We start from the raw sequence: 24,137 nt of genomic DNA, 5'->3' as shown, positions 1-24,137 counted from the left end.
ACCAGGCGCTCCTGGACCTTGCGCCGCTGCGCCGTGGTCAGCGCCGGCTCGGCGCCGTCCGGCGCCGGCGGGCCGATCAGGAGGTCGGCCTGGTTCTGCAGCGCCTGCAGCGACTGGCGGTCGCCGGCGGCGCGGTCGCGGATCTCCGCGGCCTCGGCGCAGTCCGGGCCCTGGGTGGCGGCGCGCGCATCGATGGTGTCGACCCGCTGGCGCTGCTCGGCGATATCATTGGCGACAGCCAGGGCGCCGGTGCGGGCGGCCAGCGGGTCGGAGCCCTCCAGCGCGCCCAGGCGCTTGCCGATGCGGTCGAGGACGGCGGTGGTGTCGGCCTGCACCGACTGGGCGTCGTCGACCAGCGCCGGGCAGGCCTGCGGGCCGCCGGGCAGGGCGCCGGTCGGGGTCGAGGCGATGCGGTCGGCCAGGCGGTTCGCCCGCCGCGCCTCGGCGTCCAGCCGGCGGGCCAGGCTGCCCAGCCGCTCGCTCTGCAGGTCCGGCCGGCCGCATTGGCCGATGATGGTGCGATACGCCGCCTGGGCCCGGCGCAGCTTGGCCGACAGGCCCTGGGCCTGGCTGGCGATCTGGGTCGCCTGGTCGATCGAATCGCGGGCGGTGCCGGCGCCGGCGTCGCGCTCGATCCGCTCGATCCGCGTCCCCACCCGGCCGAGATCGCTTTCCGCCGTGGTCGCCAGCACATGCGCCTCGGCCTCGGTCTGGGCGCAGCTCTGCGACCGGCTCGGCTTGGCCGGCTCCTCGAACTGGCGGCGGATGCCGCTGAAGAAGTCGTCCAGCCCATCCGCGCGCGCCGGCCCGGGCGCGGTGGCGAAGGCCAGCGCGGCGGCGATGACCAGGCTAGGAACGGTCCGAGCGATCCTCATGCGAACTCTTGCTCTTGCGCGTCAGCAGGCGGAAGGCCGCCGCGGCGCCGACCAGCGTCGCGACGACGATGAGTATGATCAGCAGCGGCGCCGCATCTTCAATCCCGAAGATGCGGGCCAGGGCCTCGCCGGCGAACCAGCCGAGGCTGACCCAGACCGGCGCCCAGACGATCGCCGAGGCGACATTGGCGATCTGGAACGGGATGTGGCGCATCCCCAGCATGCCGGCGACCAGCGGAATCACGGCGCGGACCGGGCCGAGGAAGCGGCCGATGAAGACGCTGATGCCGCCCCAGCGGTGGAAGAAGTCGCGGCCGGTGCGCAGCAGCTGCGGGTGGCGGGTGAACGGCCAGATCCGCTCCACCCGGTGCTCCAGCCACACCCCGATCCAGTATGAGACGGCGTCGCCCAGAATGGCACCGGCGATCGCCCAGGGGATGACGTCCCACGGGCTCAGCGTGCCCGACTGGATCAGCGTGCCGGCGGCGACCAGGATGGCGGTGGCCGGCAGCAGCAGGCTGAGCACGGCGAAGGATTCACCGAAGGCGAAGACCAGGATGATCGGCCCAGCCCAGGCGGCGTGGGCGCCGATCTCGGCGATCGTCTGGTCGATGAAGCCCTGCACGCGCCCGATCTCTCCCGAAGCTCGCGCCCCCTATCGGCGGCAAAAGCGGCGATCAGAGGGCGAGGATGCGGTCGGGCGCGTCGGAGAAGACGCCGGCGACCCCCATGTCGAACAGCGCCTTGGCCCGCTCCGCGTCGTTCACCGTATAGGCCAGCACCGGCCGGCCGGTGGCGCGGTATTCGGCGATGGTCTCCGCCGTCTCCTTCTCCTGGCTGACATTGATGGTGGCGGCGCCGATCGCGTCGGCATTGGCGGCCCAGACCGCCGGCCGCTCCCAGATCAGGTAGCCGCGCGGCCAGTCGGGCGCGATCTCGCGGGCCTTCAGCAGGCTCTCGATGGCGAAGCTGGAGACCAGCGGCTTCGGCCGGTCGGCCGGCCACAGCTTCAGCGCCGCGGCCAGCGCCACCTCCGTCGTTTCGACCTCGCGGCCGGGGCAGGGCTTGATCTCGATGTTGACCGCCAGCCCCAGCTCCAGCGCCAGGGTCAGCACCTCGTCCAGGGTCGGCACCCGCTCGCCGCGGAACTCGGGCGCGAATTTCCGGCCGGCATCCAGCATCCGCATCGCCGCGAAGTCGGAATTGGCGATCGGGCCGCTGCCGTCGGTGGTGCGGTCCAGCGTGTCGTCATGGATCACCACCGGCACCCGGTTACGGGTCAGCTTGACGTCGAACTCGACCATCTCGACGCCCAGCGCGGCGGCCTTGCGGAACGAGGCCAGGGTGTTCTCCGGCGCATGGGCCGCGGCACCGCGATGGCCGATGACTCGGGGCAGGGTCAGGGTCATGGGACGGTCTCCGGGGGACGTCAAGGCACTGCGGGAGGCGGGTTTCGGCTTGGTCGGCAAGGGTCCGGCTCACTCGCCCGGACGGAAAGGACCGGCAGCTCGTCAGGACAATCTCCCTCCAGGTGCCATCCTCGCCGAGCCGACGTCAAGTCCGGCACAGCCCGGCCATGACTCCCCTCGGCCCGGCATCCGTGCTAGAGCGGGCGCCGATTCGAAGATCCGGACGAGAACCCATGGGATTCAATTGCGGCATCGTCGGCCTGCCCAATGTCGGCAAGTCGACGCTGTTCAACGCGCTGACCTCCACCCAGGCGGCGGAGGCGGCGAACTATCCGTTCTGTACGATCGAGCCGAACACCGGCCGCGTCGGCGTGCCCGATCCGCGGCTGGACAAGCTGGCGGCGATCGCGGCCTCGGCCAAGGTCGTCGCCACCCAGCTGGAGTTCGTCGACATCGCCGGGCTGGTGCGCGGCGCGTCGAAGGGCGAGGGGCTGGGCAACCAGTTCCTGGCCAATATCCGCGAGACCGACGCGGTGCTGCATGTGCTGCGCTGCTTCGAGGGCGAGGTCACCCATGTCGAGGGCTCGGTCGACCCGGTGCGCGATGCCGAGATCGTCGACACCGAGCTGATGCTGGCCGATATGGAGGGGCTGGAGCGGCGGGTGCAGTCGGCGGCCAAGCGGGCCAAGGGCGGCGACAAGGACGCCAAGGCCGAGATCGACCTGATGGARCGGGCGCTGGCGGTGCTGCGCGAAGGCAAGCCGGCCCGCACCGTCGAGCTCTCAGCCGACGAGCGCGAGCCGTTCCGGCGCCTGGCGCTCTTGACCTCCAAGCCGGTGCTCTATGTCTGCAACGTCTCCGAGGACGAGGCCGCGACCGGCAACGCCCATTCGGCGCGGGTCGAAGCGATGGCGAAGGCCCAGGGTGCCGAGGCGGTGGTGATCTCGGCCGCGATCGAGGCCGAGCTGGCGCAGCTCTCGGCCGAGGAGAAGCAGGAGTTCCTGGCCTCGATCGGGCTCGAGGAGCCGGGGCTGAACAAGGTGATCCGCGCCGGCTACAAGCTGCTCGGCCTGCTCACCTTCTTCACCGTCGGGCCGAAGGAGGCGCGGGCCTGGACCGTGCGGGCCGGCGCCGCCGCGCCGGAAGCCGCGGCCGAGATCCACAGCGACATCCAGCGCGGCTTCATCAAGGCCGAGACCATCGACTACGACAGCTTCGTCGCGCTGGGTGGCGAGCAGGGCGCCAAGGACGCCGGCAAGATGCGGCAGGAAGGCAAGGACTACATCGTCCGCGACGGCGACATCTTCCACTTCCGCTTCAACGTCTGACGGCCGGTCGCGGGTTTCGCGACCGGCTCCGACCCTATCCCGCCGTGCAGCTGGTGCTCTGGGCGCCGGCGATCCGGCTGTAGGTCGCCTGGCCGCCGTTGTCCCAGAACTCGGCACCATAGGGGTTGGTGTAGCGCGCGCCGCTGCCCGAGATCGCGCGCTGCAGCGTCACCGTGTTGCCGCCGTCGGCCAGCACCAGCGCGTCGCCGGTGAAGCCGGCGGACAGGCTGGTGCCGTCGGCGCAGCGGTAGCCCACGGTCTTGCTGGCGATGGCTTCGGTCCGCGCGGTCGGGTTCGGGGTGTCGTCGCCGCAGGCGGCCAGCGCGGCGAGGGCCAGCACACAGGGGATCAGGGTCAGGCGGCGGATCATTGCAGTCTCCTTCGTGGCCCGGCACCGTGCCGGGCGGACAATCGCCCCTCAGCAACGCCGCAGCCGGCCATTTGTTTCGCGGCCGGGCGAAGCGGCACCGGGCTTTGTCGGACAATTTTCCCATAAAGGCCTTTTCGGCGGCGTCGAGAGCTCCACATCCTTCAACAAGGACGTGGAGGAAACACCGATGCGACCGACGTTCGCAGCCCTGCTCGCGATCCCGCTGATCACTCTGCCGGCCGCGGCCCAGGATATCGCGCCGGGGACGAAGTTCGAGGTCCGGCCCGACGCTCTGCCCAGGCCCTATGCCACCGATGCCGTGGCCAACAGCTCCGAGACCGTCGCCCGCACCGATGCGATGCGGCCGCAGGTGCCGAAGGGAATGACCGCGACGCTGTTTGCCACCGGCCTCTCCGGCCCGCGCGAGATGCTGGTGCTGCCGGACCGGTCGATCCTGGTATCGGAGCCGGGGGCTGGCCGGATCAGCCGGCTGGTCGCGCCCAACCCGCCGGCGCGGGCCGGGGCGATGCCGTTCCTGACCGGGCTGGACCAGCCCTACGGCATGGCACTGCGCCGCGACGCGCTCTACGTCGCCGATCTCGACGGGCTGTGGCGCGTGCCCTATGCGCCGGGCGACGCCAAGGCGCAGGCCAGGCCGCAGCGGATCACGTCGGACGGCGCCTTCGACGGCGGCAACGGCCATCACAGCCGCAACCTGATCTGGGACCCGGCATCGGACCGCTTCTTCGTCGCCATCGGCAGCCGCAGCAACATCGCCGAGGAGCCGGCGCCGCGCGCTACCATCCAGGTCTTCGCCGCCGACGGTTCGGGCGGCCGCACCTATGCCTCCGGCCTGCGCAACCCGGTCGGGCTGGCGCTGCAGCCGGGCACTGGCCTGCTCTACACCGTGGTGAATGAGCGCGACGGCCTGGGCAACGGACTGGTGCCGGATTATCTGACCGTGGTGCAGGAGGGCGGTTTCTATGGCTGGCCCTATGCCTATCTCGGCCGGAACCCGCAGCCCGACCTGGCGGACAAGAAACCCGATCTGGTGAGGCAGGCGATCGTTCCTGACCTGCTGTTCGAGTCGCATTCGGCGCCGCTCGACGTCGTCTTCTACGACGGCTCGATGTTCCCCGACTGGCGCGGCGACGCGCTGGTGACGCTGCACGGCTCGTGGAACCGCGCCGATCCGATCGGCTACATGGTGGTCCGGGTGCCGTTCCGGGACGGCAAGCCCGTGGGCGGCTACGAGGCGCTGGCGACCGGCTTCCGGGTCAATCGAGGCGACGGCGCCGCCCAGGTCTGGGGCCGCCCCGCCGGGATCGCAGTGCTGCCGGACGGGGCGATCCTGGTCTCCGACGACGAGGGCGGCACGATCTGGCGCATCGCCAAGGCCAGCAACTGAGGCCGGGCGCTCCGGCGGTCAGACGACGGTCACGAGGTCGCTGTAGCGCGCCAGCATCCCGTCATGCGTCAGCAGGTGCAGCGGTTCACTGACCGCCTGGGCGACCAGCATCCGGTCGAACGGGTCGCGGTGATGGTGCGGCAGGTCGTGCACGGCCCGGGCGTGATCCCAGCTTACGGCCAGCGGCTCGAACCCGGCCTCTGCCAACCGTGGCATGAACTTGGTCATGTCGAGGCGCAGCTTGCCGAGAGCCGCCTTGATGCTGATTTCCCAGATCGAGACCGAACTGACGAACACGGCTGTCGCCTGTTCGATCGTCCGACGCGCCGTGGGCGACAGCATCGGATCGTCGTCCATCACCCAGATCAGGATGTTGGTGTCGAGCAGCAGCCTCACGTCGAGGAGCCGCCCTCGAATGCGTCGAGGACGGCATCGGGCAGCGGCGCATCGAAATCGGGCTCGATATGGATCTCGCCCTTCATCAGGCCGAACCGGATCTTGGCCGGCTTGCCGTCGTCCAACGGCACCAGCTTGGCCAGCGGCGTGCCCGACTTGGCGATGATGAAGCTCTCGCCCTTGCTGACCCGATCGACGATCTGCGAGAGCTGGGTCTTCGCCGCGTAGATGTTGATCTGCTTCATTGGGCTTGACCGAAGTTGGTCAAGCTAAGATGGGGCTCTGACCAATCCTGGTCAAGCCGGGCGGCTGGCCAGCTCAGGAACGGGCGCGGGATCCTCCGGATCCAGGTACAGCCGGAGATAGAGTTCCGACAGGAAGCCGGCGAACAGGGCTGTGGCGAGGGCCGAGAGCAGCAGCCAGAGCACCGCCCCGACAACGGCGAAGACCACATCGCCGGCGTCGGGCCCGGCGGAGGATGGCAAGCCCTGCCACCGCTCCAGCAGCCAGGTCAGCAGGCCGATGCCCAGCCAGGGCGGAATCTGCACCGCAACGCAGCCGACGAAGATCCGGGCGACATTGCCCCGCGTCGCCGCCCAGCTCCGCCGGAAGGTCATCGAGCGGTCGCCGATCGCCACGGCCGGCAGGATGAGAGACAGCCGGAAGGTGACAGCGATGCCGACGACGACCAGGAGGATGATGACAGCCGTCATCACCGTGGCGCCGGCCCGGTCGCCCAGCCCGCGCAGCAGGGTGGCGATGGCGGGCGTGCCCATCAGCACGATCGCGGCACCGGGCATCACGGCGACGGCAGCCAGCAGCACGTATCGCGCGAGCGTGTTCGGGCGGGAGAAGGCGCGGCGCTCCTCACGCAGCACGAAGCGGTGCCAGCCGATAGCGATGCCGGCGCCTACGACGGCCATGGCAAGGCTTCCAGCCGGCCCATCCCAGGCCTCCGGCGCCAGGGCGACCAGGGCGACGACCAGGATCACGGTGATCAGGGTCCAGGTCAGGGCGACCTTGAGGAAGGCGCCGAGATTGCCGAACAGCCGGCCATACACCGCGTCGATCAGGCGTGATAGCGGCAGGGGGCCGGCCATCGGTGCGGCGGAATCGTTCGGATCACCCATGCCGCATGATTGCCAAGGACCGACGCGGCAGCAAGACCGCTTCGCTGCGCTTTGATGGGCGGGAAGAGCGATTGACAAGCGTCCCGCCGCGGACTGAATATAAGTTGTGTTTCATCTATAGAAAACAATTTTAGATATGCTCTCGCCGCTGCTTCCACACCTTGCGGACCGTACCTAGATGGTCGCCCGGATCGCCACGGTCGCGTTCCAGGGGATCGAGACGGCGCCGGTCGACGTGCAGGTGCAGGTCTCCGGCGGCTTTTCCGGCATCACCCTGGTCGGCCTGCCGGACAAGGCGGTGGCGGAAAGCCGCGAGCGGGTGCGGGCGGCGCTGCACGCCCTGGGCCTGGCGCTGCCGCCGAAGCGCATCACCGTCAACCTGGCGCCGGCCGACATGCTCAAGGAAGGCAGCCATTACGACCTGCCGATCGCACTTGGGCTGCTCACCGCGCTCGACGTGCTGCCGGTGCACGAGGTCGGGCAGTACATGGCACTGGGCGAGCTGGCGCTGGACGGCGCGCTGACCCCGGTCGCCGGGGTGCTGCCGGCGGCGCTGGGCGCGGCGGAGCGCGGGCTCGGCCTGATCTGCCCGGCCGCCTCGGGGCCGGAGGCGGCCTGGGCGGCCGATGCCGAGGGCCGGATCGACGTGCTGGCGGCGCCGACGCTGCTGGCCCTGATCAACCACTTCAAGGGCACCCAGGTGCTGGCCCAGCCGCAGCCGCTGCTGGCACCGGCGGATGGGCCCGGCCTCGACCTGCGCGAGGTCAAAGGGCAGGAGACGGCGAAACGGGCGCTGGAGATCGCGGCCGCGGGAAACCACAACCTGCTCATGATCGGCCCGCCAGGATCCGGCAAGTCGATGCTGGCGGCGCGGCTGCCCGGGCTGCTGCCGCCGCTGTCGCCGGCCGAGGCGCTCGAGGTGTCGATGATCCATTCGGTCGCCGGCCTGCTGGAGGGCGGGCGGCTGATGCGCCGCCGGCCGTTCCGCGACCCGCACCATTCCGCCTCGCTGCCGGCCCTGGTCGGCGGTGGGTTGCGGGTCCGGCCGGGCGAGATCTCGCTGGCCCATCGCGGCGTGTTGTTCCTGGACGAGCTGCCGGAATTCGCCCGGGCCACGCTGGAATCGCTGCGCCAGCCAATGGAGAGCGGCCGGGCGGTGATCGCGCGGGCCAACTCGCATGTCACCTATCCGTCTCGCGTACTTCTGGCGGCGGCGATGAACCCGTGCCGCTGCGGCCATCTCGGCGACCCGGCGCTGGGCTGCGGCCGAGCGCCGCGCTGCGGCCAGGACTACCAGTCGCGCCTGTCCGGCCCGCTGCTCGACCGCATCGACCTGCATGTCGACGTGCCGGCGGTCTCGGCCGCCGACCTGTCGCTGCCGCCGCCGGCCGAGGGCACGGCCGAGGTGGCGGCCCGGGTCGCGGCGGCCCGCGAGATCCAGGCCGCGCGCTACGCCGGCGACGGCATCACCACCAACGCCGAGGCTGACGGCTCGGTGCTGGGCCGCGTGGCAGCGCCCGATTCGGCCGGCGCCACCCTGCTGACCCAGGCAACGGAGCGGCTGCGCCTGTCGGCCCGCGGCTATCACCGGGTGCTGCGCGTCGCCCGCACCCTGGCTGACCTGACCGGCGCCGAAGCCGTCGGCCGGGCCCAGATCGCCGAGGCGCTGTCCTATCGGCGGCTGGCCGTGGCCGGGTAGGCCGGTGCGCGGAAGGCGGCCGCGCAGGTTTCAGCAAAAGCCGGTTGGCCGGCGGCGGAAATTTTGTGATCCTGACCGGGTTCGCTTCCGTCCGAAGCGGCTGCCTTGCACCGCGACCCGATGGAGAAGTCCGCCGATGCGATCGATCCTGCTTATGTCCGCCGCGCTTCTGGCCGGCGCCTGCGTGCCGCAGCCGGCGCCGAAGGATTTCGTCGTGGTCGAGGTGTTCAACGAGGGCGCCGCGGGGGCGCAGACCGCCGCCGACCGCTATTGCGGCCGGTTCGGCCGCATGGCGCTGGCTGCCGATCGGCAAGTGAACTACATCGGCTTCCAATGCGTCGAACCGGCCAACTCGCTGGTGGCGCAGACGCCGATCCCGCCGATCTGGGACTGACTCCAGGGCCCAGACAGTAGAGGAGCCGCACGGCGGCGGCTCCTCGTTTTGCTCTCTTGTCCGCAGGCTCACCCGACGATGCCGGGTTGCCATTCTGGCGGAGGTCGCCGCAAGGGCGTTGCGGCTGGCCAATACGCGTTACCGGCTATGCCGACCACGTGAACACACGATGCGCCCCCGGAACGATCGGATCAAGGGGGTCGTCGTGCGGCGCAGCAAAGGCCAATGAGGCTGCCACTGTCGGTGTCGGATCACGCCGCCTGGGTGGTCTGGGCGATCTGGGTCATGAACTTCCCGGCCGCTTTCTCAGCCAGCAGCGGCGCCGCCCCGGCGATCGCCTCGAGCAGCGGGTCGAGCCAGGCTTCGTCGGCCTTGGCGAAGTCGCCCAGCACCCAGCCATGCACCCGGTCCTTGTGGCCGGGATGGCCGATGCCGATGCGGACGCGCCAGAACTCCGGCCCGATATGGGCGTCGAGCGAGCGCAAGCCATTGTGGCCGGCGGTGCCGCCGCCCTTCTTGACCCGGACCTTGCCGGGCGCGAGGTCGAGCTCGTCATGGAACACGACGACGTCGTCGGGCGTGAGCTTGTAGAAGCGCATCGCCTCGCCGACCGACCGGCCGCTCTCGTTCATATAGGTGGTGGGCTCCAGCGCCAGCACGCGCTCGGGACCGAGCCGGCCTTCCGCCAGCCGGCCCTGGAACTTCAGCTTCCAGGGCGAAAAGGAATGGCGCTCGACGATGTCGTCGAGCGCCATGAACCCGACATTGTGCCGGTGATACGCATATTGCGAGCCGGGATTGCCGAGGCCGACGAACAGCAGCATCGCACTCTCCCAGCCCGCAGGGCCTTGATCAGGCCTTCGGCTCCTCGGCGGCGGCCGGGGCCGCCTCGCCGGTCACCGCAGCGGCCGCAGCCTCGGCCGCCTCGGCGCGGACGGCCGACGGCGCCGCGACGGTGGCGATCACGAAGTCGCGGTCCTGCACGGCCGGGCGGACGCCCTCCGGCAGCTTGACGGCGCTCATGCGCAGCGAATCGCCGATGTCGGCACCGGTCAGGTCGACCGAGACGAACTCCGGGATCGACTCGGCGCGGCAGATCAGCTCGACATCGTGGCGCACGACGTTCAGCACGCCGCCGCGCTTGATGCCGGGCGACGCGGCCTCGTTCTCGAAATGCACCGGCACGTCGGCATGGACCGTGGTCTTGTCGCTGACGCGCAGGAAGTCGAGATGGATCGCCTTGTCGCTCACCGGGTCCAGCGCGATGTCGCGCGCCAGCACGTGGTGCTTCTCGCTGCCGATCTCGATGTCATAGAGGTGAGTCAGCGCCGCCGGGTCGCGCAGGATCTTCAGCAGCGACTGGGCATTGACGCTGAACAGCACCGGCGGCTTGTTGTCGCCGTAGATGACGCCAGGAATCATCCCGGCCCGACGCGCTGCCCGTGCTGCCCCCTTACCGGCCCGGTCGCGCGCCTCGGCCGTGATCTTGATGGTTTCGGCCATTGGCTCTCTCCCAAGTGAAGACGCCGGCCTCCAGGGGTGCCGGCGTCGGTACGGCGTGAGTGAATGCTCACGCAAGCGCGGTCGTCTATCAGAATTGGTCCGCTTCCGCAACGGCCGGGGCCGCAGCCCCGGCCTGCGGCGGCAGGCTTACCAGGCGGGCAGGATCGCGCCCTTGAAGCGGGTCTCCAGGAACTGCGCCACCTCGGGCGACTGGTAGGCCTCGACCAGGGTCTTCAGGTCGGCCCGGTCCTTGTCGCCGGCGCGGGCGGCGACGAAGTTGCCGTAGGGGTTGTTGGTCCGGCTCTCGGCGATCAGCGCGTCCTTGCGCGGGTCCAGCCCGGCCTCCAGCGCGTAATTGGTGTTGATGATGGCGCCGTCCAGGTCCGGCAGGGCATGCGGCAGCTGCGCCGCGTCCAGCTCGGAGAACTGGAAGTTGTGCGGGTTCGCGGCGACGTCGAGCAGCGATGGGTTCAGGCCCTTGCCGTCGGCCAGCTTGATCAGGCCGTTGGCGGCCAGCAGGTTCAGCGCCCGGCCGCCATTGCTCGGGTCGTTCGGGATGCCGATCTTCGCGCCGTCGGGCAGCTTGTCGATCTTGTCGAATTTCTTCGAGTACAGGCCGATCGGCTCGACAATGGTGAAGCCGATCGGGACGATGTGATAGCCGCGGGCGGCGATCTGCGCGTCCAGGTAGGGCTGGTGCTGGAAGGCGTTGGCGTCCAGCTCGCCATGCTCCAGCGCCTCGTTCGGGATGGCGTAGTCGGAGAAGGTGATCAGCTCGACCTCGAGGCCTTTCTTGGCCGCCACCTGCTTGGCGACCTCGGCGATCTCCTCCTCGCTGCCGCCCATGACGCCGAGCTTGATGCTGGCGGCGAGGGCGCTGCCGGCGGTGGCGGCGCCGAGGGCGAGGCCGAGCGCCAGGCCGATCAGGCCGCGCGTCAGCGGGGAAAGGGACATGATGGGCTCCTGCACGTCTTGGGTCGGTATGGATATGGCCGGCTTCGCGCCGCGGGTCAGGCCCGGGCCTGCTCCGGCCGGTGCTGGCGGCGGGCGATCGTGGTCAGCGCCGCATGCGCCGCCCGCCCGGCCGCGCGGGTGGTGCGGAACAGGCGCCCCTCCAGCGGGGTGAAGGCCGAATCGGAGGCGTAGAAGCGGAAGCCGCGCGGCTCGCGCGTGACGATGCCGGCGGTCAGGCCACCGGCGACAATGATGAAGGCGTCAGCCATGGAAGGGATCCTCTCGGGGCACGCCGGCTAGGCGTGCTGCATGTGTCGTGCGGTCGGGTGCGGCGGGCAGGCCCGCGATCAGCAACAGCGACAGGCGCGACACATGCCGACGCGCGGCATGGCGGCGGAGAGGATCGGTCGGGACAGGGTCGAAACCATCGGTCGGCTCCTCAGCATCAAACTGCCGGAACCACGAACTCACGTCGTGGCGCTTTAGCGTTTGGTGACGCGGCGCAAGCTGCTTCCGTCAAAATCCCGCGGGCCCGAAGACCGGTGCCGACCCTCGAACATACGGGCCGGCTTGTCAATAATAAAAAATCTACAAACATTCATAGCTAATATCGTCATTGCGAGGAGGCAAAGCCGACGAAGCAATCCAGGGGCCGGTGCGTGGGGCTTCTGGATTGCTTCCCCCGGCTCAAGGCCGGGGTCGCAATGACGGCGTGGCGTTCGGCAGGGCCGCTCGCAGAAGCCAGCAAAAAGCCCGCCCGGTTTCCCGGGCGGGCCTTCTGATCCGACTGCAGGCTGGGTCAGGCGCCGCGGCGCCACCAGCCACGCTTCGGGGCCTCGGGCGGCTGGTTCACCACCTGATTGGCCTCGACCGCGAGGTTCTCGGGCTGGGCCTCGGGCTCGGGTGCCGGGGCAGGCTCGGCGGCGACGGGCGCCGGCTCGGGCACCGCCCCGTTCAGCGCCGCCGTTTCCGGCTCCGCCGCCGGAGCGGGCACCGGAGCCTCGACAGCCGGCTCGGCCGCAGCCTCCGCAACTACCTCGGCCTTCTTCTTGCGCGGGGCACGGCGCTTCGGCTTCGGCGCCTCCTCGGCCGGCGCCGCAGCTTCCGCTGGGGCAGCTTCCGCCGGGGCGGGCTCGGGCGTGATCACGGCCTCGGCGGCCGCAACCGTCTCTGGCGCCGTCTCGGCTTCGGGCTCGGCATGGCTGGCGGCATCGGCGGCCTCGAGCRYGAACGGCTCGGCGGCCTGGTCCTCGCGCACGCCGTCCTCGGCCTCGTCGCGCGGGTCGTAGCCGAAACTGCCGTCAGCGGCGACCTGCGCGGGCTGGTCCGGGCGATGCCCCTCCTCGCCGCGCCGGCGGCCGCGCCGCCGCCGGCGGCGACGACCCCGACCCTCGCCATCGGCCTGCTGGCCGCCACCGTGATGCTGCAGCGGCTGTCCCGGGCGCTGCTGCTGCGGCTGGCGCGCCGGCTCCTGGGCCTCGACGACCTCTTCGACCTCTTCCGCCTCGTCCTCGACCTCGTCCGCCTCGTGCTCCAGCGCGGCGTCGGTCTCGGCCATGATCCGGGCGGTGTTGTCGATCGGCGCCGCCGGGGCCGGCAGCTCGGTGCCACGGGCGCGGGTGCGCTCGATCCGATGCGCCGGCGGGATCAGGCTGTCATCGGCCTCGATCAGCACCCGCACGCCGTAGCGCCGCTCGATGTCGGCCAGCGCGTCGCGCTTCTGGTTGAGCAGGTACAGCGCCATGGCGGTGGCGACATGCACGGTGACCTCGGAGGCGCGCTTGCGGATGCCCTCCTCCTCGATCGCGCGCAGCACCGACAGGGCGGCCGAGCCGGTGGTCCGGGTCATGCCCAGCCCGCCGCAATGGGCGCAGGTCTCGAAATGCGTCTCCATCAGGCTCGGGCGAAGCCGCTGGCGCGACAGCTCGAGCAGGCCGAAGGCGCTGATCCGGCCGATCTGGATGCGGGCGCGGTCCTGCCGCATCGCCTCCTTCAGCCGGTGCTCGACCGCCTTGTTGTGGCGGTCGTCCTCCATGTCGATGAAGTCGATGACGATCAGCCCGGCCAGGTCGCGCAACCGCAGCTGGCGGGCGACCTCGTCGGCGGCCTCGAGATTGGTCTTGTACGCCGTCTCCTCGATGTTCCGCTCGCGGGTCGAGCGGCCGGAGTTGACGTCGATCGAGACCAGCGCCTCGGTCGGGTTGATGACGATGTAGCCGCCGGAGCGCAGCTGCACCACCGGGCTGTGCATCGCGTCGATCTGGCCTTCCACGTTGAAGCGGTGGAAGAGCGGGACGTCCTGGTCCAGATAGGGCTGCACCTTCTTGGCATGGCTCGGCATGAGCATGCGCATGAAGTCCTTGGCGACGCGGTAGCCTTCCTCGCCGGCGACCTGGACGTCCTCGATGTCCTTGGAATAGAGGTCGCGGATCGCCCGCTTGATCAGGTCCGCCTCTTCATGGATGGCGCAGGGGGCGGTCGATTGCAGCGTCGTCTGCCGGATCGAATCCCACAGCCGCAGCAGGTAGTCGAGGTCACGGCGGATCTCCAGCTTGGTCCGCTCCAGCCCCGCCGTCCGCAGGATGACCGCCATGCCGTCCGGCACGTCCAGGTCATCCATGATCGCCTTCATCTTCTTGCGATCCTTGGGGTTGGCGATCTTCCGGCTGATGCCGCCGCCGCGCGGCGTGTTCGGCATCAGCACGCAGTAGCGGCCGGCCAGCGACAGGTAGGTGGTCAGCGCCGCACCTTTGTTGCCGCGCTCCTCCTTGGTCACCTGCACCAGCATGATCTGCCGGCGCTTGATGACCTCCTGGATCTTGTAGTTGCGGTAGTTCGGCAGCCTCGAGCGGCGGTCGCGGGCTTCCTCGGCCTCGTCGCCGCCCAGCACCTCGACCGGCTCCTGCTCGCCCTCATGGCCATTGCCATGGCCGTTGCCGTTCTCGCCCTCGGCGGTGGCCGGGTCGTCGCCCCGCGGCGACTCGGGCGGGGCCAGCAGCGCGACCGGGCCGCTGTCACCCTCGCTCGACAGGGTCTCGCCGAAGCTCTCCTCGACGATGGGCTCGGCGTGGATCACCTCGCCCGCCACCCCATCGCCCGGCACCCCATCGCTCGCCTCGAACGCCTCGCTCGGGCCGGCCTCGGCGCCCTCGGCGCGGGCCGGGCGGCGGTCACCACGGCCGCGGCGCCGGCGGGACGCCGGCTCGGCCGGTTTCGCCTCGCCGGCCTCGGCCTCGTCGGCCTCCGCGGCCTGGCGGGCCAGCAGGGCCTCGCGGTCGGCGATCGGGATCCGGTAGTAGTCGGGATGGATTTCCGAGAAGGCGAGGAAACCGTGCCGGTTCCCGCCATACTCCACGAAAGCGGCCTGGAGCGAGGGTTCCACCCGCGTCACCTTGGCCAGGTAGATATTACCTTTTAGCTGCTTCTTGGCTTCGGTCTCGAAGTCGAATTCCTCGAGCCGATTGCCGTCCAGCACCACCACCCGCGTTTCTTCCGCATGGGTGGCGTCCACCAGCATTCTTTTAGCCATGTACAAACCCTGGCGACGCTGCCGTCACCCCGCGCGACCGACGGGGCTGCGGCGCGTCCTTGTCCTGCCGAAGCCGCCGGGGGCGCGAACCGTGATCACCCGAGAACGGCGCTTCGCAGCAGGCCAGACGGGAGGGTCCGCGACCACCGGTCCGGCGCGGATGCGCCGGGGCACGGCCTCGAGTTGATCTCAATGTCGCCCGACATCGCAGCCGCGCATCGCGTGCCGGCCGTTCGACGAAAGACGTTTCCCGGCGGAAATCGATGTGCCACCGCGCGATCGACCCGGATACCCGGGGAACCCGGATATCCGATCGACCGATCGGGCAGACTGTCGCGCCGTCACGATACCGAGGCACCGCACTCTCGACAATGGGAGATTTCAGGGGTAAGGGGCTTGCCTGGCGCAAAGGCCTGACTCGCGGCCGGCGCTATGGTAACTGAAGCCGCCTGGCCCGCGGGTCGTCAGCCTGTGGTCATCAACGGAACACAATCGCGGCCTATCCGCTTCTGCGACGAGGCCGGCCTGCCGGGCCGACCCCGCCATGTTCGGGCGGCCGGCCGCCGCCCATCCACTGCCCCCATGGTTCGATGCGCCTGATCGGCTGGCTCCTGTCCTCCCTCATCCTCCTGCTCGTCATCGCGGCGGTCGGGGTCTTCGCGGCCGCGAGCTATTTCGGCCGCGACCTGCCGGACACGGCGCAGCTGGCCGAATACGCGCCGCCGATCACCACCCGCCTGCACGCGGGCGACGGCCGGCTGATGGCGGAGTATGCCAACCAGAACCGGTTGTTCGTGCCGTTCGGGGCGATCCCGCCGCTGGTGGCGCAGGCCTTCGTCTCGGCCGAGGACCAGCGCTTCTACGACCATCCGGGCATCGACCTGCAGGGCATCGCCCGGGCCGGCCTCGCCGCGGTCCAGAACTATGCCTCCGGCAAGCGGGTCGAGGGCGCATCGACCATCACCCAGCAGGTGGCGCGCAACTTCTTCCTGACGCCCGATCGGGCGGTCAGCCGCAAGATCCGTGAGGTGCTGCTGGCGCTGCGCATCGAGAGCGCCTTCACCAAGCAGCAGATCCTCGAGCTGTACCTGAACCAGATCTATCTCGGCCGCGGCGCCTATGGCGTGGCGGCGGCGTCGCTGGCCTATTTCAACAAGCCGCTGAAGGACCTGACGGTCTCCGAGACCGCCTTCCTGGCCGGCCTGCCGAAGGCGCCCAGCAGCTACGATCCGAAGACCCGGATGGACGCGGCCGTCAACCGCCGCAACTACGTCATCGGCCGGCTGCTCGAGGACAGGGCGATCAGCAAGGAGCAGGCCGACGCCGCCCGGGCCGAGCCGCTGGTGACCAAGGACCGCCGGCAGATCGAGTTCGTCAGCGCCAACTATTTCGCCGAGGAGGTGCGGCGTGAGCTGCAGCGCCTGTACGGCAACGATGCGCTCTACCAGGGCGGGCTGTCGGTCCGCACCTCGCTGGACCCGCATCTGCAGGACGTGGCCGACCAGTCGCTGCGCAGCGGCCTGCGCAGCTATGACCAGCGGCATGGCTGGCGCGGCCCGCTGAAGAAGATCGAGGGCTTCGACGACTGGGCCGGGCAGCTCGCCGCGGTCGAGCGGCCGGCCGGCGCCGGCGACTGGCAGATGGCGGTGGTGCTGGAGGTCGACGCCAAGGCCGCCGACATCGGCTTCTCAGACAAGAGCCGCGGCACCATCCCCTTCGCCGAGATGAAATGGGCCCGGCCCTGGCGCGCCAACCAGACCGTCGGCGCCGATCCCAGGAAGCCGTCCGACGTGCTGGCCAAGGGCGACGTCATCCTGGTCGAGCCGACCGGCCCGGTGCCGGACGACAAGGCGGTGCCGCAGGAATTCGGCCTGCGCCAGATCCCCGACGCGCAGGGCGCGCTGGTCGCGCTGGACCCCAACACCGGCCGGGTGCTGGCGATCAGCGGCGGCTATGACTATGCGATGAGCGAGTTCGACCGCGGCACCCAGGCGGTGCGGCAGCCCGGCTCGACTTTCAAGCCCTTCGTGTATCTGACGGCGCTGGAGGCCGGCTACACCCCGACGACCATCATCGACGACGCCCCGATCACGATCGATGTCGGCACCACCGACTGGACGCCGGAGAATGACGACCACCGGTTCCTCGGCCCGATGCCGCTGCGCGTCGGCGTCGAGCGGTCGCGCAACCTGATGACGGTGCGGCTGATCCAGGCGGTCGGCCTCGACAAGGTCAAGGCGACGGCGGAGCGCTTCGGCGTCTACAAGGACATGCCGCTGCTGTACTCGATGGCGCTCGGCGCCGGCGCCACCACGCCGCTGCAGATGGCGACCGGCTTCGCCCAGATCGCCAATGGCGGCAAGAAGGTGCTGCCGACCTTCATCGACCGGATCCAGGACCGCACCGGCCGTACCATCTACCGCCACGACGAGCGGCCCTGCGACAGCTGCGGCCAGCCCTGGGCCGATCAGGCGACGCCGGTGATCCCGGACACGCGCGAGCAGATCGCCGACCCGGTCTCGGCCTACCAGATGACGTCGATCCTGCAGGGCGTGGTCCAGCGCGGCACCGCCTCGGCGCTGAACAAGCTGGGCTTCACCCTGGCCGGCAAGACCGGCACCACCAACGACGCCAAGGACGCCTGGTTCGTCGGCTTCGCGCCCGACCTGGTGGTGGCGATCTATGTCGGCTTCGACGACCCGAAGACGCTGGGCGCCCGGGAATGGGGTTCGACCGCGGCGCTGCCGATCTTCCGCGACTTCATGTCCGCGGCGCTGCAGGGCAAGGACGTGCCGCCGTTCCGCATCCCGCCGGGGGTAAACCTGGTGAAGATCGACCGGCAGACCGGCCAGCCCGCCTATGGCAGCGGCGGCGACACGATCTGGGAGGCGTTCCGTCCCGGCACCGAGCCCGGCACCGGCTACGCCCTCGACCGGCTCGACGGCGGCAGCGGCGGCACCACTGACCAGGGCGATACCGGCTTCGGCGACAGCGTGCCCGACGCCACGACCGGGACGGGCGGGCTGTACTGAGCGCCGGCGCGGCCTAGTTCAAAGCGAAGCGGCAGTCGTCGGGCCGCACACAGGGAGGACCCCATGGCACTGCGTAAATTCATCATCGAGCGTGATATCCCCGACGTCGGCACCCTCGAACGCGACCAGCTGCGCGGTGCCGCGGCCAAGTCGAACGAGGCGCTGCGGCAGATCGGCCCCGACATCCAGTGGGTCGAGAGCTATGTCGCCGACAACAAAACCTTCTGCGTCTACCTGGCCCAGGACGAGGCGGTGATCCGCAAGCACGCCGAGATCAGTGGCTTCCCGGCGACCAAGATCACCGAGATCCGCAAGATGATCGACCCGACGACCGAACGGGCCGGCTGACGGGGCGCCGGATGGATCTCTCGGGCTTCATCCGGCTGCTCGAGGCCTATCGCGACACCCGCTACCTGTTCGCCGCCGACGGCATCGAGCACGAGGTGCGGATCGATCGGCGGAACCCGCAGGCCGAGGCCTGGCTGGCCAGCCGCGGCGAGGCTGGCGCCGGCTTCATCACCGCGGACAACCCGCGCAGCCGGTTGACACCGGCGGCGGAGAACGCGGCAGCGCGGCAGCGTTTGGCCGAGGTGGTGCTCCGGCGCGGCGCCGGCGCGGTGCCGCACACCGGTGCCGGGACGGACGGCGAATGGCCGCCGGAGCATGGTCTCCTGGTGCTTGGCCTGCCGGTGACGGATCTCATCGCCCTGGCGGAGGATTTCGGCCAGAACGCCATCGTCTGGTTCGCCCCCGGCCGGCCCGCCCGGCTGGTGCCGACCCGGCTGCTGCTCGAGGCACTGAGAGCGGATGCTTAAAGCATGATGGCTTGAGGTTGGATCGCTCCAGCGCGATCAGCAGGGGCAGCCGGATTTCAGGGATTTCGCGTTGCCTCTCCCGCGAGCGCTACGACATTCACACATCGATCAGTGAGACCGACCGTAGGTATGCGAACAGATTGCCTCTCCCGCTTGCGGGAGAGGTCGGACATCCGAAGGATGTCCGGGTGAGGGGATAGCAGCCTCGACGAAAGTGCCGCTTTGCCGTGAGCGAGCGCATGATCCGCCCGGTCCTGAAACGCTGATCCTGGTGTCGCGACCGAGCCGCCCTCACCCGGTCTCGCTGCGCGAGCCCGACCTCTCCCGCAAGCGGGAGAGGCAACGAACAGGGCCCGGCGAGCGTGCGGATGAGATATGTGAATCCGATAGCTCGCAAGCGGGAGGGGCAAAGCAGTCTCGTAGGTTCGGCTCGCGATACGCGAGCGCAACTCCGTCTCTGCCTGTCATGCCGGGCTCGACCCGGGAGCGGCAGGACCAGACGTCCAGCCCCTCTCAGGCCGGCGCCGGCTCGAATAGCGGCACGATCTCCATCTCGGGCACCAGCACCAGCCCCTTGTCGGTGATCCGGATCTCCGGGATCACCGACAGCGGGATCAGGTTGAAGCCCATATAGGGGATGGAGCAGCCGGCCTTCTCCCATTCGGCCTTCAGCGCCTTCACCTCCTCCGCCACCTCGGTCACACGCTTGTCAGACAGCAGGCCCGCGATCGGCAGCGGCACCATCGCCGTCAGCCGGCCGTCGCGCACGACGCAGACGCCGCCCTGTGTCGCCTCGATCGCCTGCAGCGCCACCTGCATGTCGGCCTCGTTGGTGCCGGCGATGATGATGTTGTGACTGTCATGCCCGACCGAGGAGGCGACGGCGCCCGCTTTCAGCGTGAAGCCGGACAGGAGGCCGTGCGCCACGTTGCCGGCCGATTTGCCGTGCCGCTCCACCACCGTGACGAAGCACAGGCCGTGCCGGTCGAAATGCGCCTGCCAGTCATTCGCCGGCTCGAGCTCCATCGTGACATGGCCGAGCAGGATGCCAGGCAGGACCGTCCGGATCGCATGGGCAGTGACGGGCTCTGCCGGCAGGTCGGGCGTCAGCTTGACGGCCGCCGGCAGCCGCACGGTGTGGTAGGCCGCCTCCGGATAGCGCCAGCGGGCGGACAGCGCCTGGTCCAGGGCCGGGGTGATCCGGCCGCCTTCCACCACCAGCTCGCCGCCGTACCAGGTGCTGACCGGCTTGTGGCCGTCGTCCAGCAGCACGAGATCCGCCCGGCGGCCGCCGCCGAAGCCGCCGACCTCGCCGTCGTGGCCGAAGCGGGTGGCGCCGTGCAGCGACCCCATCGACCAGGCCTGTTCGGGCGACATGCCGGCGCGCATCGCCTCGCGCACCACCCAGTCCAGGCCGAAATGCAGCAGGTCGTCGGCGTCGCGGTCATCGGTGCAGACGGCGATGCGCTTGTGCGAGGCGCCCAGCTCGGTGATCGTCCTGATCGCCTCGGGCAGGCTGTGCCAGGGCGTGGTCGGCGGCCCGCCGCGCAGGAACAGCCAGATCCCCGCTTCCAGCATGTCATCGGCGATGTCGCGGTCGATCGCCTCATGCGTGTCGGTGACGCCGGCGGCGGCATAGGCGGCGACGAACTCCCGCCCATAGACATGGCCGGAGACCGGCCGGCCGCGCTCTAGCGCCGCGGCGATGATGGCATGGCTGCGCTCGTCGCCCATGGTCACCGGGACGAAATCCATCTTCTCGCCCAGCGCCACCGCCTCCGGCCAGCGGTCGAACAGGCCGGCGATCTTCTCGGCCGTCAGGTCGCCGCCGGCGGTCTCGAGGCGCGGCGAGGTGGCGGGCACGGTGCTGGGCACGGTCAGGAAGATCGACAGCGGCGCAGCCCGGGCATCCTCCAGCATCGCCTCGACCCCGGCCACGTCCATGACGTTGCCGATCTCATGGCTGTCGCAGAAGATCGTGGTGGTGCCGTTCAGCAGCGCCGCCTCGGCATAGGCGCAGGCCGTCACCATGCTCGATTCGATGTGGATGTGCGGATCGACCAGCCCGGGCGCGAGGATGGCGCCTTTTCCGTCGTACACGGCGACCGATCCGTCCCGGCACGACCCCGTCGGCTTCACCGCGGCGATGCGCCCGCCGGCCAGCCAGACCTCACGGCCCGGCAGGATGCGCTCGGAATAGGTCGACAGCACCCGGACGTCGCGGATCACCAGGTCGGGCGCGGCGCGGCCGGAGGCGACATCCGTCAGCCGCCGGGTCATGCGGGAGAGGGGGAGAACGGAGAAGCGTGTGAGACCGGACATCAGCCTGCTCTCTTGCCGCGGGAATCGAGTGCCGGCAGCTTACCAGGAGCCGAGGCCGTTGCCGCTTCGGCCATGAAAAAGGGCCCCTCACGGGGCCCTTCCAATTCAACCGTGCGGCTTGCCGGTCAGGCGTGGCCGGCCGGCGCGCCGCGGGTGACGGCGGTCAGCTTGGCCTGGGCCAACTTCAGCGCCCGCTCGGCCACCGCCTTGTCGCCGGGGGTCTTGGCGTCGGCCACGTCCTCCTCGGCGTCGCGCAGTTCCTGCTCGACCTTAGCACGGTCCAGCGAGGCCACCGGCATCACCTCCTCGGCCAGCACGGTGCAGCGCTCCGGCGTCACCTCGGCGAAGCCGCCGGTGACGAACAGGCGGCTGGAGATGGCGCTGCGCTGCTCATAGACGTCGATCACGCCCGGCTGGACGGTCGACAGCATCGACATGTGCCCCTTCAGCACGCCGAAATAGCCGTCGCCACCGGGGACGACCACCATCTCGACCTGCTGCGCCACGAGCAGCTTCTCGGGCGAGACCAGTTCGAAGGCGAATTTCTCGGCCATGGATGTCCCCGGCTACGATGCTGCTGGCGTCAGGCGGCTTCGGCGAGCTTCTTCGCCTTGGCGATGGCCTGGTCGATGGTGCCGACCATGTAGAAGGCCGCCTCCGGCAGGTGGTCATAGTCGCCGTTGACGATGCCCTTGAAGCCGCGGATCGTCTCCTCGACCGGGACCAGCTCGCCCGGCGTGCCGGTGAACACCTCGGCGACGTGGAAGGGCTGGCTGAAGAAGCGCTGGATCTTCCGGGCGCGGGCCACGGTCAGCTTCTGCTCTTCGGTCAGCTCGTCCATGCCCAGGATGGCGATGATGTCCTGCAGCGCCTTGTATTCCTGCAGCGTGCGCTGCACGGCGCGGGCCACCTCGTAGTGCTCCTGGCCGACCACGCGCGGGTCGAGGATGCGCGAGGTCGAGTCGAGCGGATCGACCGCCGGGTAGATGCCGAGCTCGGAGATCGCGCGGCTCAGCACGGTCGTCGCATCGAGATGCGAGAACGAGGTCGCCGGCGCCGGGTCGGTCAGATCGTCGGCGGGCACGTAGATGGCCTGCACCGAGGTGATCGAGCCCTTGTTGGTCGAGGTGATGCGCTCCTGCAGCGTGCCCATGTCGGTCGACAGGGTCGGCTGATAGCCCACGGCCGACGGGATGCGGCCCAGCAGCGCCGACACCTCGGCGCCCGCCTGGGTGAAGCGGAAGATGTTGTCGACGAAGAACAGCACGTCCTGGCCCTCGACGTCGCGGAAGTACTCCGCCACGGTCAGGCCCGACAGGCCGACGCGGGCGCGGGCGCCCGGCGGCTCGTTCATCTGGCCATAGACCAGCGCCACCTTCGATTCGCCGTCGAGGTTGATGACCTTGGAGTCGATCATCTCATGGTACAGGTCGTTGCCCTCGCGGGTCCGCTCGCCCACGCCGGCGAAGACCGACACGCCGCCATGTGCCTTGGCGATGTTGTTGATCAGTTCCTGGATGGTCACCGTCTTGCCGACGCCGGCGCCGCCGAACAGGCCGATCTTGCCGCCCTTGGCGTAGGGGCTGATCAGGTCGACGACCTTGATGCCGGTGACCAGCATCTCGGCCTCGGTCGCCTGGTCGACGAAGGCCGGCGCCTGGCGGTGGATCGGCGAATGCAGCTTGGCGTTGATCGGGCCGCGCTCGTCGATCGGCTCGCCGATCACGTTCATGATGCGGCCCAGCGTCTCCGGGCCGACCGGCACCTGGATGGCGTTGCCGCTGTCATGCACCTTGCCACCGCGGACCAGGCCGTCGGTCGAGTCCATGGCGATGCAGCGCACGGTGTTCTCGCCGAGATGCTGCGCCACCTCGAGCACCAGCTTGCGATCGCCGATGTCGGTGGTCAGGGCGTTCAGAATGGCKGGCAGCTCGCCATCGAATTGGACGTCCACCACGGCGCCCAGAACCTGGCTGATGCGGCCGATGACGTTGCTTCCGGTCTGGGTCTCGACCATGGTGTTCACGCTCCTCAGAACTGTCTTCAAGCGATCGGTGGATCAGGGCGCCTTAGATGGCTTCGGCGCCGGAGATGATCTCGATCAGCTCCTTGGTGATGTAGGCCTGGCGGGTTCGGTTGTAGACCAGCGTCAGCCGCTTGATCATGTCGCCGGCGTTGCGGGTCGCATTGTCCATCGCGGTCATGCGCGCGCCCTGCTCGGAGGCGGCGGATTCGAGCAGCGCCTTGTAGATCTGGATCGCCAGGTTGCGCGGCAGCAGCTCCGCCAGGATCTGCTCCTCGCTCGGCTCGAACTCGTAGACGATGTTCGAGGCCGTGTCCTCGGCCACGGCCGGCAGCGCCACCGGCACCAGCTGCTGCACCGTGATGATCTGGGCGATCGCCGACTTGAACTTGTTGTAGACGACCGAGCAGACGTCGAAGTCGCCCGCCTCGAACATCGCCAGGATCCGGGTGGCGATGCCGTCGGCGTCGGCGAAGCCCAGCTTCGGCCGGCCGACGTCGATCACGCTCTCGACGATCAGGTTGGCGAAGTCGCGGCGCAGGCTGTCCCGGCCCTTGCGGCCGACGGTGAACAGCTTGACGGTCTTGCCGCGGCCCTGCAGCTCGCGGATCTGGCGCCGCGCCTCGCGCAGCACGGTGGCGTTGAACGCCCCGGCCAGGCCGCGGTCAGAGGTGATGACGAGCAGCAGGTGCACGTCGCTCTTGCCGGTGCCGGAGATCAGCTTGGGGCCTTGGCCCGCCGTCTTAGCGACGGCGGCAAGGCCGGTCAGCATCCGCTCCATGCGGTCGGCATAGGGCCGGCCGGCTTCGGCCTGATCCTGGGCGCGGCGCAGCTTCGACGCCGCGACCATCTTCATGGCCGCAGTGATCTTCTGCGTCGACTTGACGCTGGCGATCCGGTTCCTGAGGTCCTTCAACGACGGCATGGCGCCCCGCCTTCAATCGGTGTGG

23 protein-coding genes are annotated in these 24,137 nt (G+C 69.8%); 7 read left to right on the top strand and 16 right to left on the bottom strand.

Annotated elements, in window-relative coordinates; all coding sequences use genetic code 11:
- From AB4Z01_RS22665 to AB4Z01_RS22655, 3 genes are all read right to left on the bottom strand, one after another.
- A partial coding sequence (locus tag AB4Z01_RS22665; RefSeq protein ID WP_441697823.1) for a hypothetical protein occupies nucleotides 1-875 on the bottom strand: 875 nt, incomplete at its 3' end.
- Nucleotides 850-1,500: a DedA family protein gene (locus AB4Z01_RS22660; protein WP_441697821.1), complete on the bottom strand. Its 651-nt coding sequence runs from the start codon at nucleotides 1,498-1,500 to the stop codon at nucleotides 850-852. The genes AB4Z01_RS22665 and AB4Z01_RS22660, both read right to left, overlap by 26 nt.
- A 52-nt stretch (nucleotides 1,501-1,552) precedes the next feature.
- Nucleotides 1,553-2,284, bottom strand: coding sequence for a glycerophosphodiester phosphodiesterase family protein (locus tag AB4Z01_RS22655; RefSeq protein ID WP_441697819.1), 732 nt, complete (start codon nucleotides 2,282-2,284; stop codon nucleotides 1,553-1,555).
- 233 nt (nucleotides 2,285-2,517) lie between these two features.
- Here AB4Z01_RS22655 and ychF point away from each other — a divergent pair, with 233 nt between their 5' ends.
- Nucleotides 2,518-3,612, top strand: coding sequence for a redox-regulated ATPase YchF (gene ychF, locus AB4Z01_RS22650; protein WP_441697817.1), 1,095 nt, complete (start codon nucleotides 2,518-2,520; stop codon nucleotides 3,610-3,612).
- 34 nt (nucleotides 3,613-3,646) lie between these two features.
- Here ychF and AB4Z01_RS22645 read toward each other — a convergent pair whose 3' ends face one another.
- A complete protein-coding gene (locus AB4Z01_RS22645) occupies nucleotides 3,647-3,982 on the bottom strand; it encodes an MliC family protein (RefSeq protein WP_441697815.1) in 336 nt (111 codons plus the stop codon).
- A gap of 187 nt (nucleotides 3,983-4,169) precedes the next feature.
- Between AB4Z01_RS22645 and AB4Z01_RS22640 the strand changes: the two genes are divergently transcribed.
- Nucleotides 4,170-5,390 carry a PQQ-dependent sugar dehydrogenase gene (locus tag AB4Z01_RS22640; RefSeq protein ID WP_441697813.1) on the top strand — a complete coding sequence of 407 codons (1,221 nt, stop codon included), beginning with the start codon at nucleotides 4,170-4,172 and terminating at the stop codon, nucleotides 5,388-5,390.
- Between the two features lie 18 nt (nucleotides 5,391-5,408).
- Here the strand turns inward: AB4Z01_RS22640 and AB4Z01_RS22635 are convergent, their stop codons facing one another.
- From AB4Z01_RS22635 to AB4Z01_RS22625, 3 genes are read right to left on the bottom strand one after another with little or no spacing between them, the layout of a single operon-like run.
- Nucleotides 5,409-5,786 (bottom strand): type II toxin-antitoxin system VapC family toxin, encoded by a 378-nt coding sequence (locus tag AB4Z01_RS22635; protein ID WP_441697811.1) that lies wholly within the window; start codon nucleotides 5,784-5,786, stop codon nucleotides 5,409-5,411.
- Nucleotides 5,783-6,031, bottom strand: coding sequence for a type II toxin-antitoxin system Phd/YefM family antitoxin (locus tag AB4Z01_RS22630; protein WP_429224797.1), 249 nt, complete (start codon nucleotides 6,029-6,031; stop codon nucleotides 5,783-5,785). Before AB4Z01_RS22630 ends, AB4Z01_RS22635 begins: the two co-directional genes overlap by 4 nt.
- Nucleotides 6,032-6,082: 51 nt before the next feature.
- The gene (locus AB4Z01_RS22625) at nucleotides 6,083-6,916 is read right to left on the bottom strand and encodes a hypothetical protein (protein ID WP_441697809.1); all 834 of its coding nucleotides are present in this window, start codon (nucleotides 6,914-6,916) and stop codon (nucleotides 6,083-6,085) included.
- A gap of 178 nt (nucleotides 6,917-7,094) precedes the next feature.
- Here AB4Z01_RS22625 and AB4Z01_RS22620 point away from each other — a divergent pair, with 178 nt between their 5' ends.
- Together AB4Z01_RS22620 and AB4Z01_RS22615 are read left to right on the top strand one after the other, a co-directional pair.
- Nucleotides 7,095-8,615, top strand: a complete 1,521-nt coding sequence (locus AB4Z01_RS22620) for a YifB family Mg chelatase-like AAA ATPase (RefSeq protein WP_441697807.1) — start codon at nucleotides 7,095-7,097, stop codon at nucleotides 8,613-8,615.
- Nucleotides 8,616-8,769: 154 nt separating this feature from the next.
- The gene (locus AB4Z01_RS22615; RefSeq protein WP_441697805.1) at nucleotides 8,770-9,009 is read left to right on the top strand and encodes a hypothetical protein; all 240 of its coding nucleotides are present in this window, start codon (nucleotides 8,770-8,772) and stop codon (nucleotides 9,007-9,009) included.
- Nucleotides 9,010-9,260: 251 nt separating this feature from the next.
- On the opposite strand, the gene pth is transcribed toward AB4Z01_RS22615, so the two are convergent.
- From pth to AB4Z01_RS22590, 5 genes are all read right to left on the bottom strand, one after another.
- Nucleotides 9,261-9,833 carry an aminoacyl-tRNA hydrolase gene (pth, locus tag AB4Z01_RS22610; RefSeq protein WP_441697803.1) on the bottom strand — a complete coding sequence of 191 codons (573 nt, stop codon included), beginning with the start codon at nucleotides 9,831-9,833 and terminating at the stop codon, nucleotides 9,261-9,263.
- 28 nt (nucleotides 9,834-9,861) lie between these two features.
- Entirely contained in the window at nucleotides 9,862-10,512 is a 651-nt protein-coding gene (locus tag AB4Z01_RS22605) for a 50S ribosomal protein L25/general stress protein Ctc (protein ID WP_441697801.1), read from the bottom strand.
- Nucleotides 10,513-10,659: 147 nt separating this feature from the next.
- The gene (locus tag AB4Z01_RS22600; protein WP_441697799.1) at nucleotides 10,660-11,466 is read right to left on the bottom strand and encodes a MetQ/NlpA family ABC transporter substrate-binding protein; all 807 of its coding nucleotides are present in this window, start codon (nucleotides 11,464-11,466) and stop codon (nucleotides 10,660-10,662) included.
- A gap of 56 nt (nucleotides 11,467-11,522) precedes the next feature.
- Nucleotides 11,523-11,735 (bottom strand): hypothetical protein, encoded by a 213-nt coding sequence (locus AB4Z01_RS22595; protein WP_034848324.1) that lies wholly within the window; start codon nucleotides 11,733-11,735, stop codon nucleotides 11,523-11,525.
- 530 nt (nucleotides 11,736-12,265) lie between these two features.
- A complete protein-coding gene (locus AB4Z01_RS22590; RefSeq protein WP_441697797.1) occupies nucleotides 12,266-14,995 on the bottom strand; it encodes an Rne/Rng family ribonuclease in 2,730 nt (909 codons plus the stop codon).
- Nucleotides 14,996-15,585: 590 nt separating this feature from the next.
- Here AB4Z01_RS22590 and AB4Z01_RS22585 point away from each other — a divergent pair.
- From AB4Z01_RS22585 to AB4Z01_RS22575, 3 genes are all read left to right on the top strand, one after another.
- Nucleotides 15,586-18,027: a penicillin-binding protein 1A gene (locus AB4Z01_RS22585; protein ID WP_441697795.1), complete on the top strand. Its 2,442-nt coding sequence runs from the start codon at nucleotides 15,586-15,588 to the stop codon at nucleotides 18,025-18,027.
- 63 nt (nucleotides 18,028-18,090) lie between these two features.
- Complete coding sequence (locus AB4Z01_RS22580; RefSeq protein ID WP_441697793.1) at nucleotides 18,091-18,375, top strand: DUF4242 domain-containing protein; 285 nt, start codon at nucleotides 18,091-18,093, stop codon at nucleotides 18,373-18,375.
- Between the two features lie 11 nt (nucleotides 18,376-18,386).
- Nucleotides 18,387-18,842, top strand: coding sequence for a DUF3293 domain-containing protein (locus AB4Z01_RS22575; RefSeq protein ID WP_441697791.1), 456 nt, complete (start codon nucleotides 18,387-18,389; stop codon nucleotides 18,840-18,842).
- Between the two features lie 513 nt (nucleotides 18,843-19,355).
- On the opposite strand, the gene AB4Z01_RS22570 is transcribed toward AB4Z01_RS22575, so the two are convergent.
- The 4 genes from AB4Z01_RS22570 to AB4Z01_RS22555 form a co-directional block, all read right to left on the bottom strand.
- Nucleotides 19,356-21,164, bottom strand: a complete 1,809-nt coding sequence (locus AB4Z01_RS22570) for an adenine deaminase (protein ID WP_441697789.1) — start codon at nucleotides 21,162-21,164, stop codon at nucleotides 19,356-19,358.
- Between the two features lie 125 nt (nucleotides 21,165-21,289).
- A complete protein-coding gene (locus AB4Z01_RS22565; RefSeq protein WP_441697787.1) occupies nucleotides 21,290-21,718 on the bottom strand; it encodes a F0F1 ATP synthase subunit epsilon in 429 nt (142 codons plus the stop codon).
- Between the two features lie 29 nt (nucleotides 21,719-21,747).
- Entirely contained in the window at nucleotides 21,748-23,181 is a 1,434-nt protein-coding gene (gene atpD, locus AB4Z01_RS22560) for a F0F1 ATP synthase subunit beta (protein ID WP_441697785.1), read from the bottom strand.
- 52 nt (nucleotides 23,182-23,233) lie between these two features.
- Entirely contained in the window at nucleotides 23,234-24,112 is an 879-nt protein-coding gene (locus AB4Z01_RS22555) for a F0F1 ATP synthase subunit gamma (protein ID WP_441697783.1), read from the bottom strand.
- Nucleotides 24,113-24,137 lie beyond the last annotated feature (25 nt).

Origin of the sequence: Inquilinus sp. YAF38, from assembly GCF_052113205.1 — a bacterium.
Lineage (GTDB): Bacteria > Pseudomonadota > Alphaproteobacteria > DSM-16000 > Inquilinaceae > Inquilinus.
The sequence above is the reverse complement of the archived record's forward strand: the minus strand, read 5'-3'. Positions and strand labels throughout refer to the sequence as shown.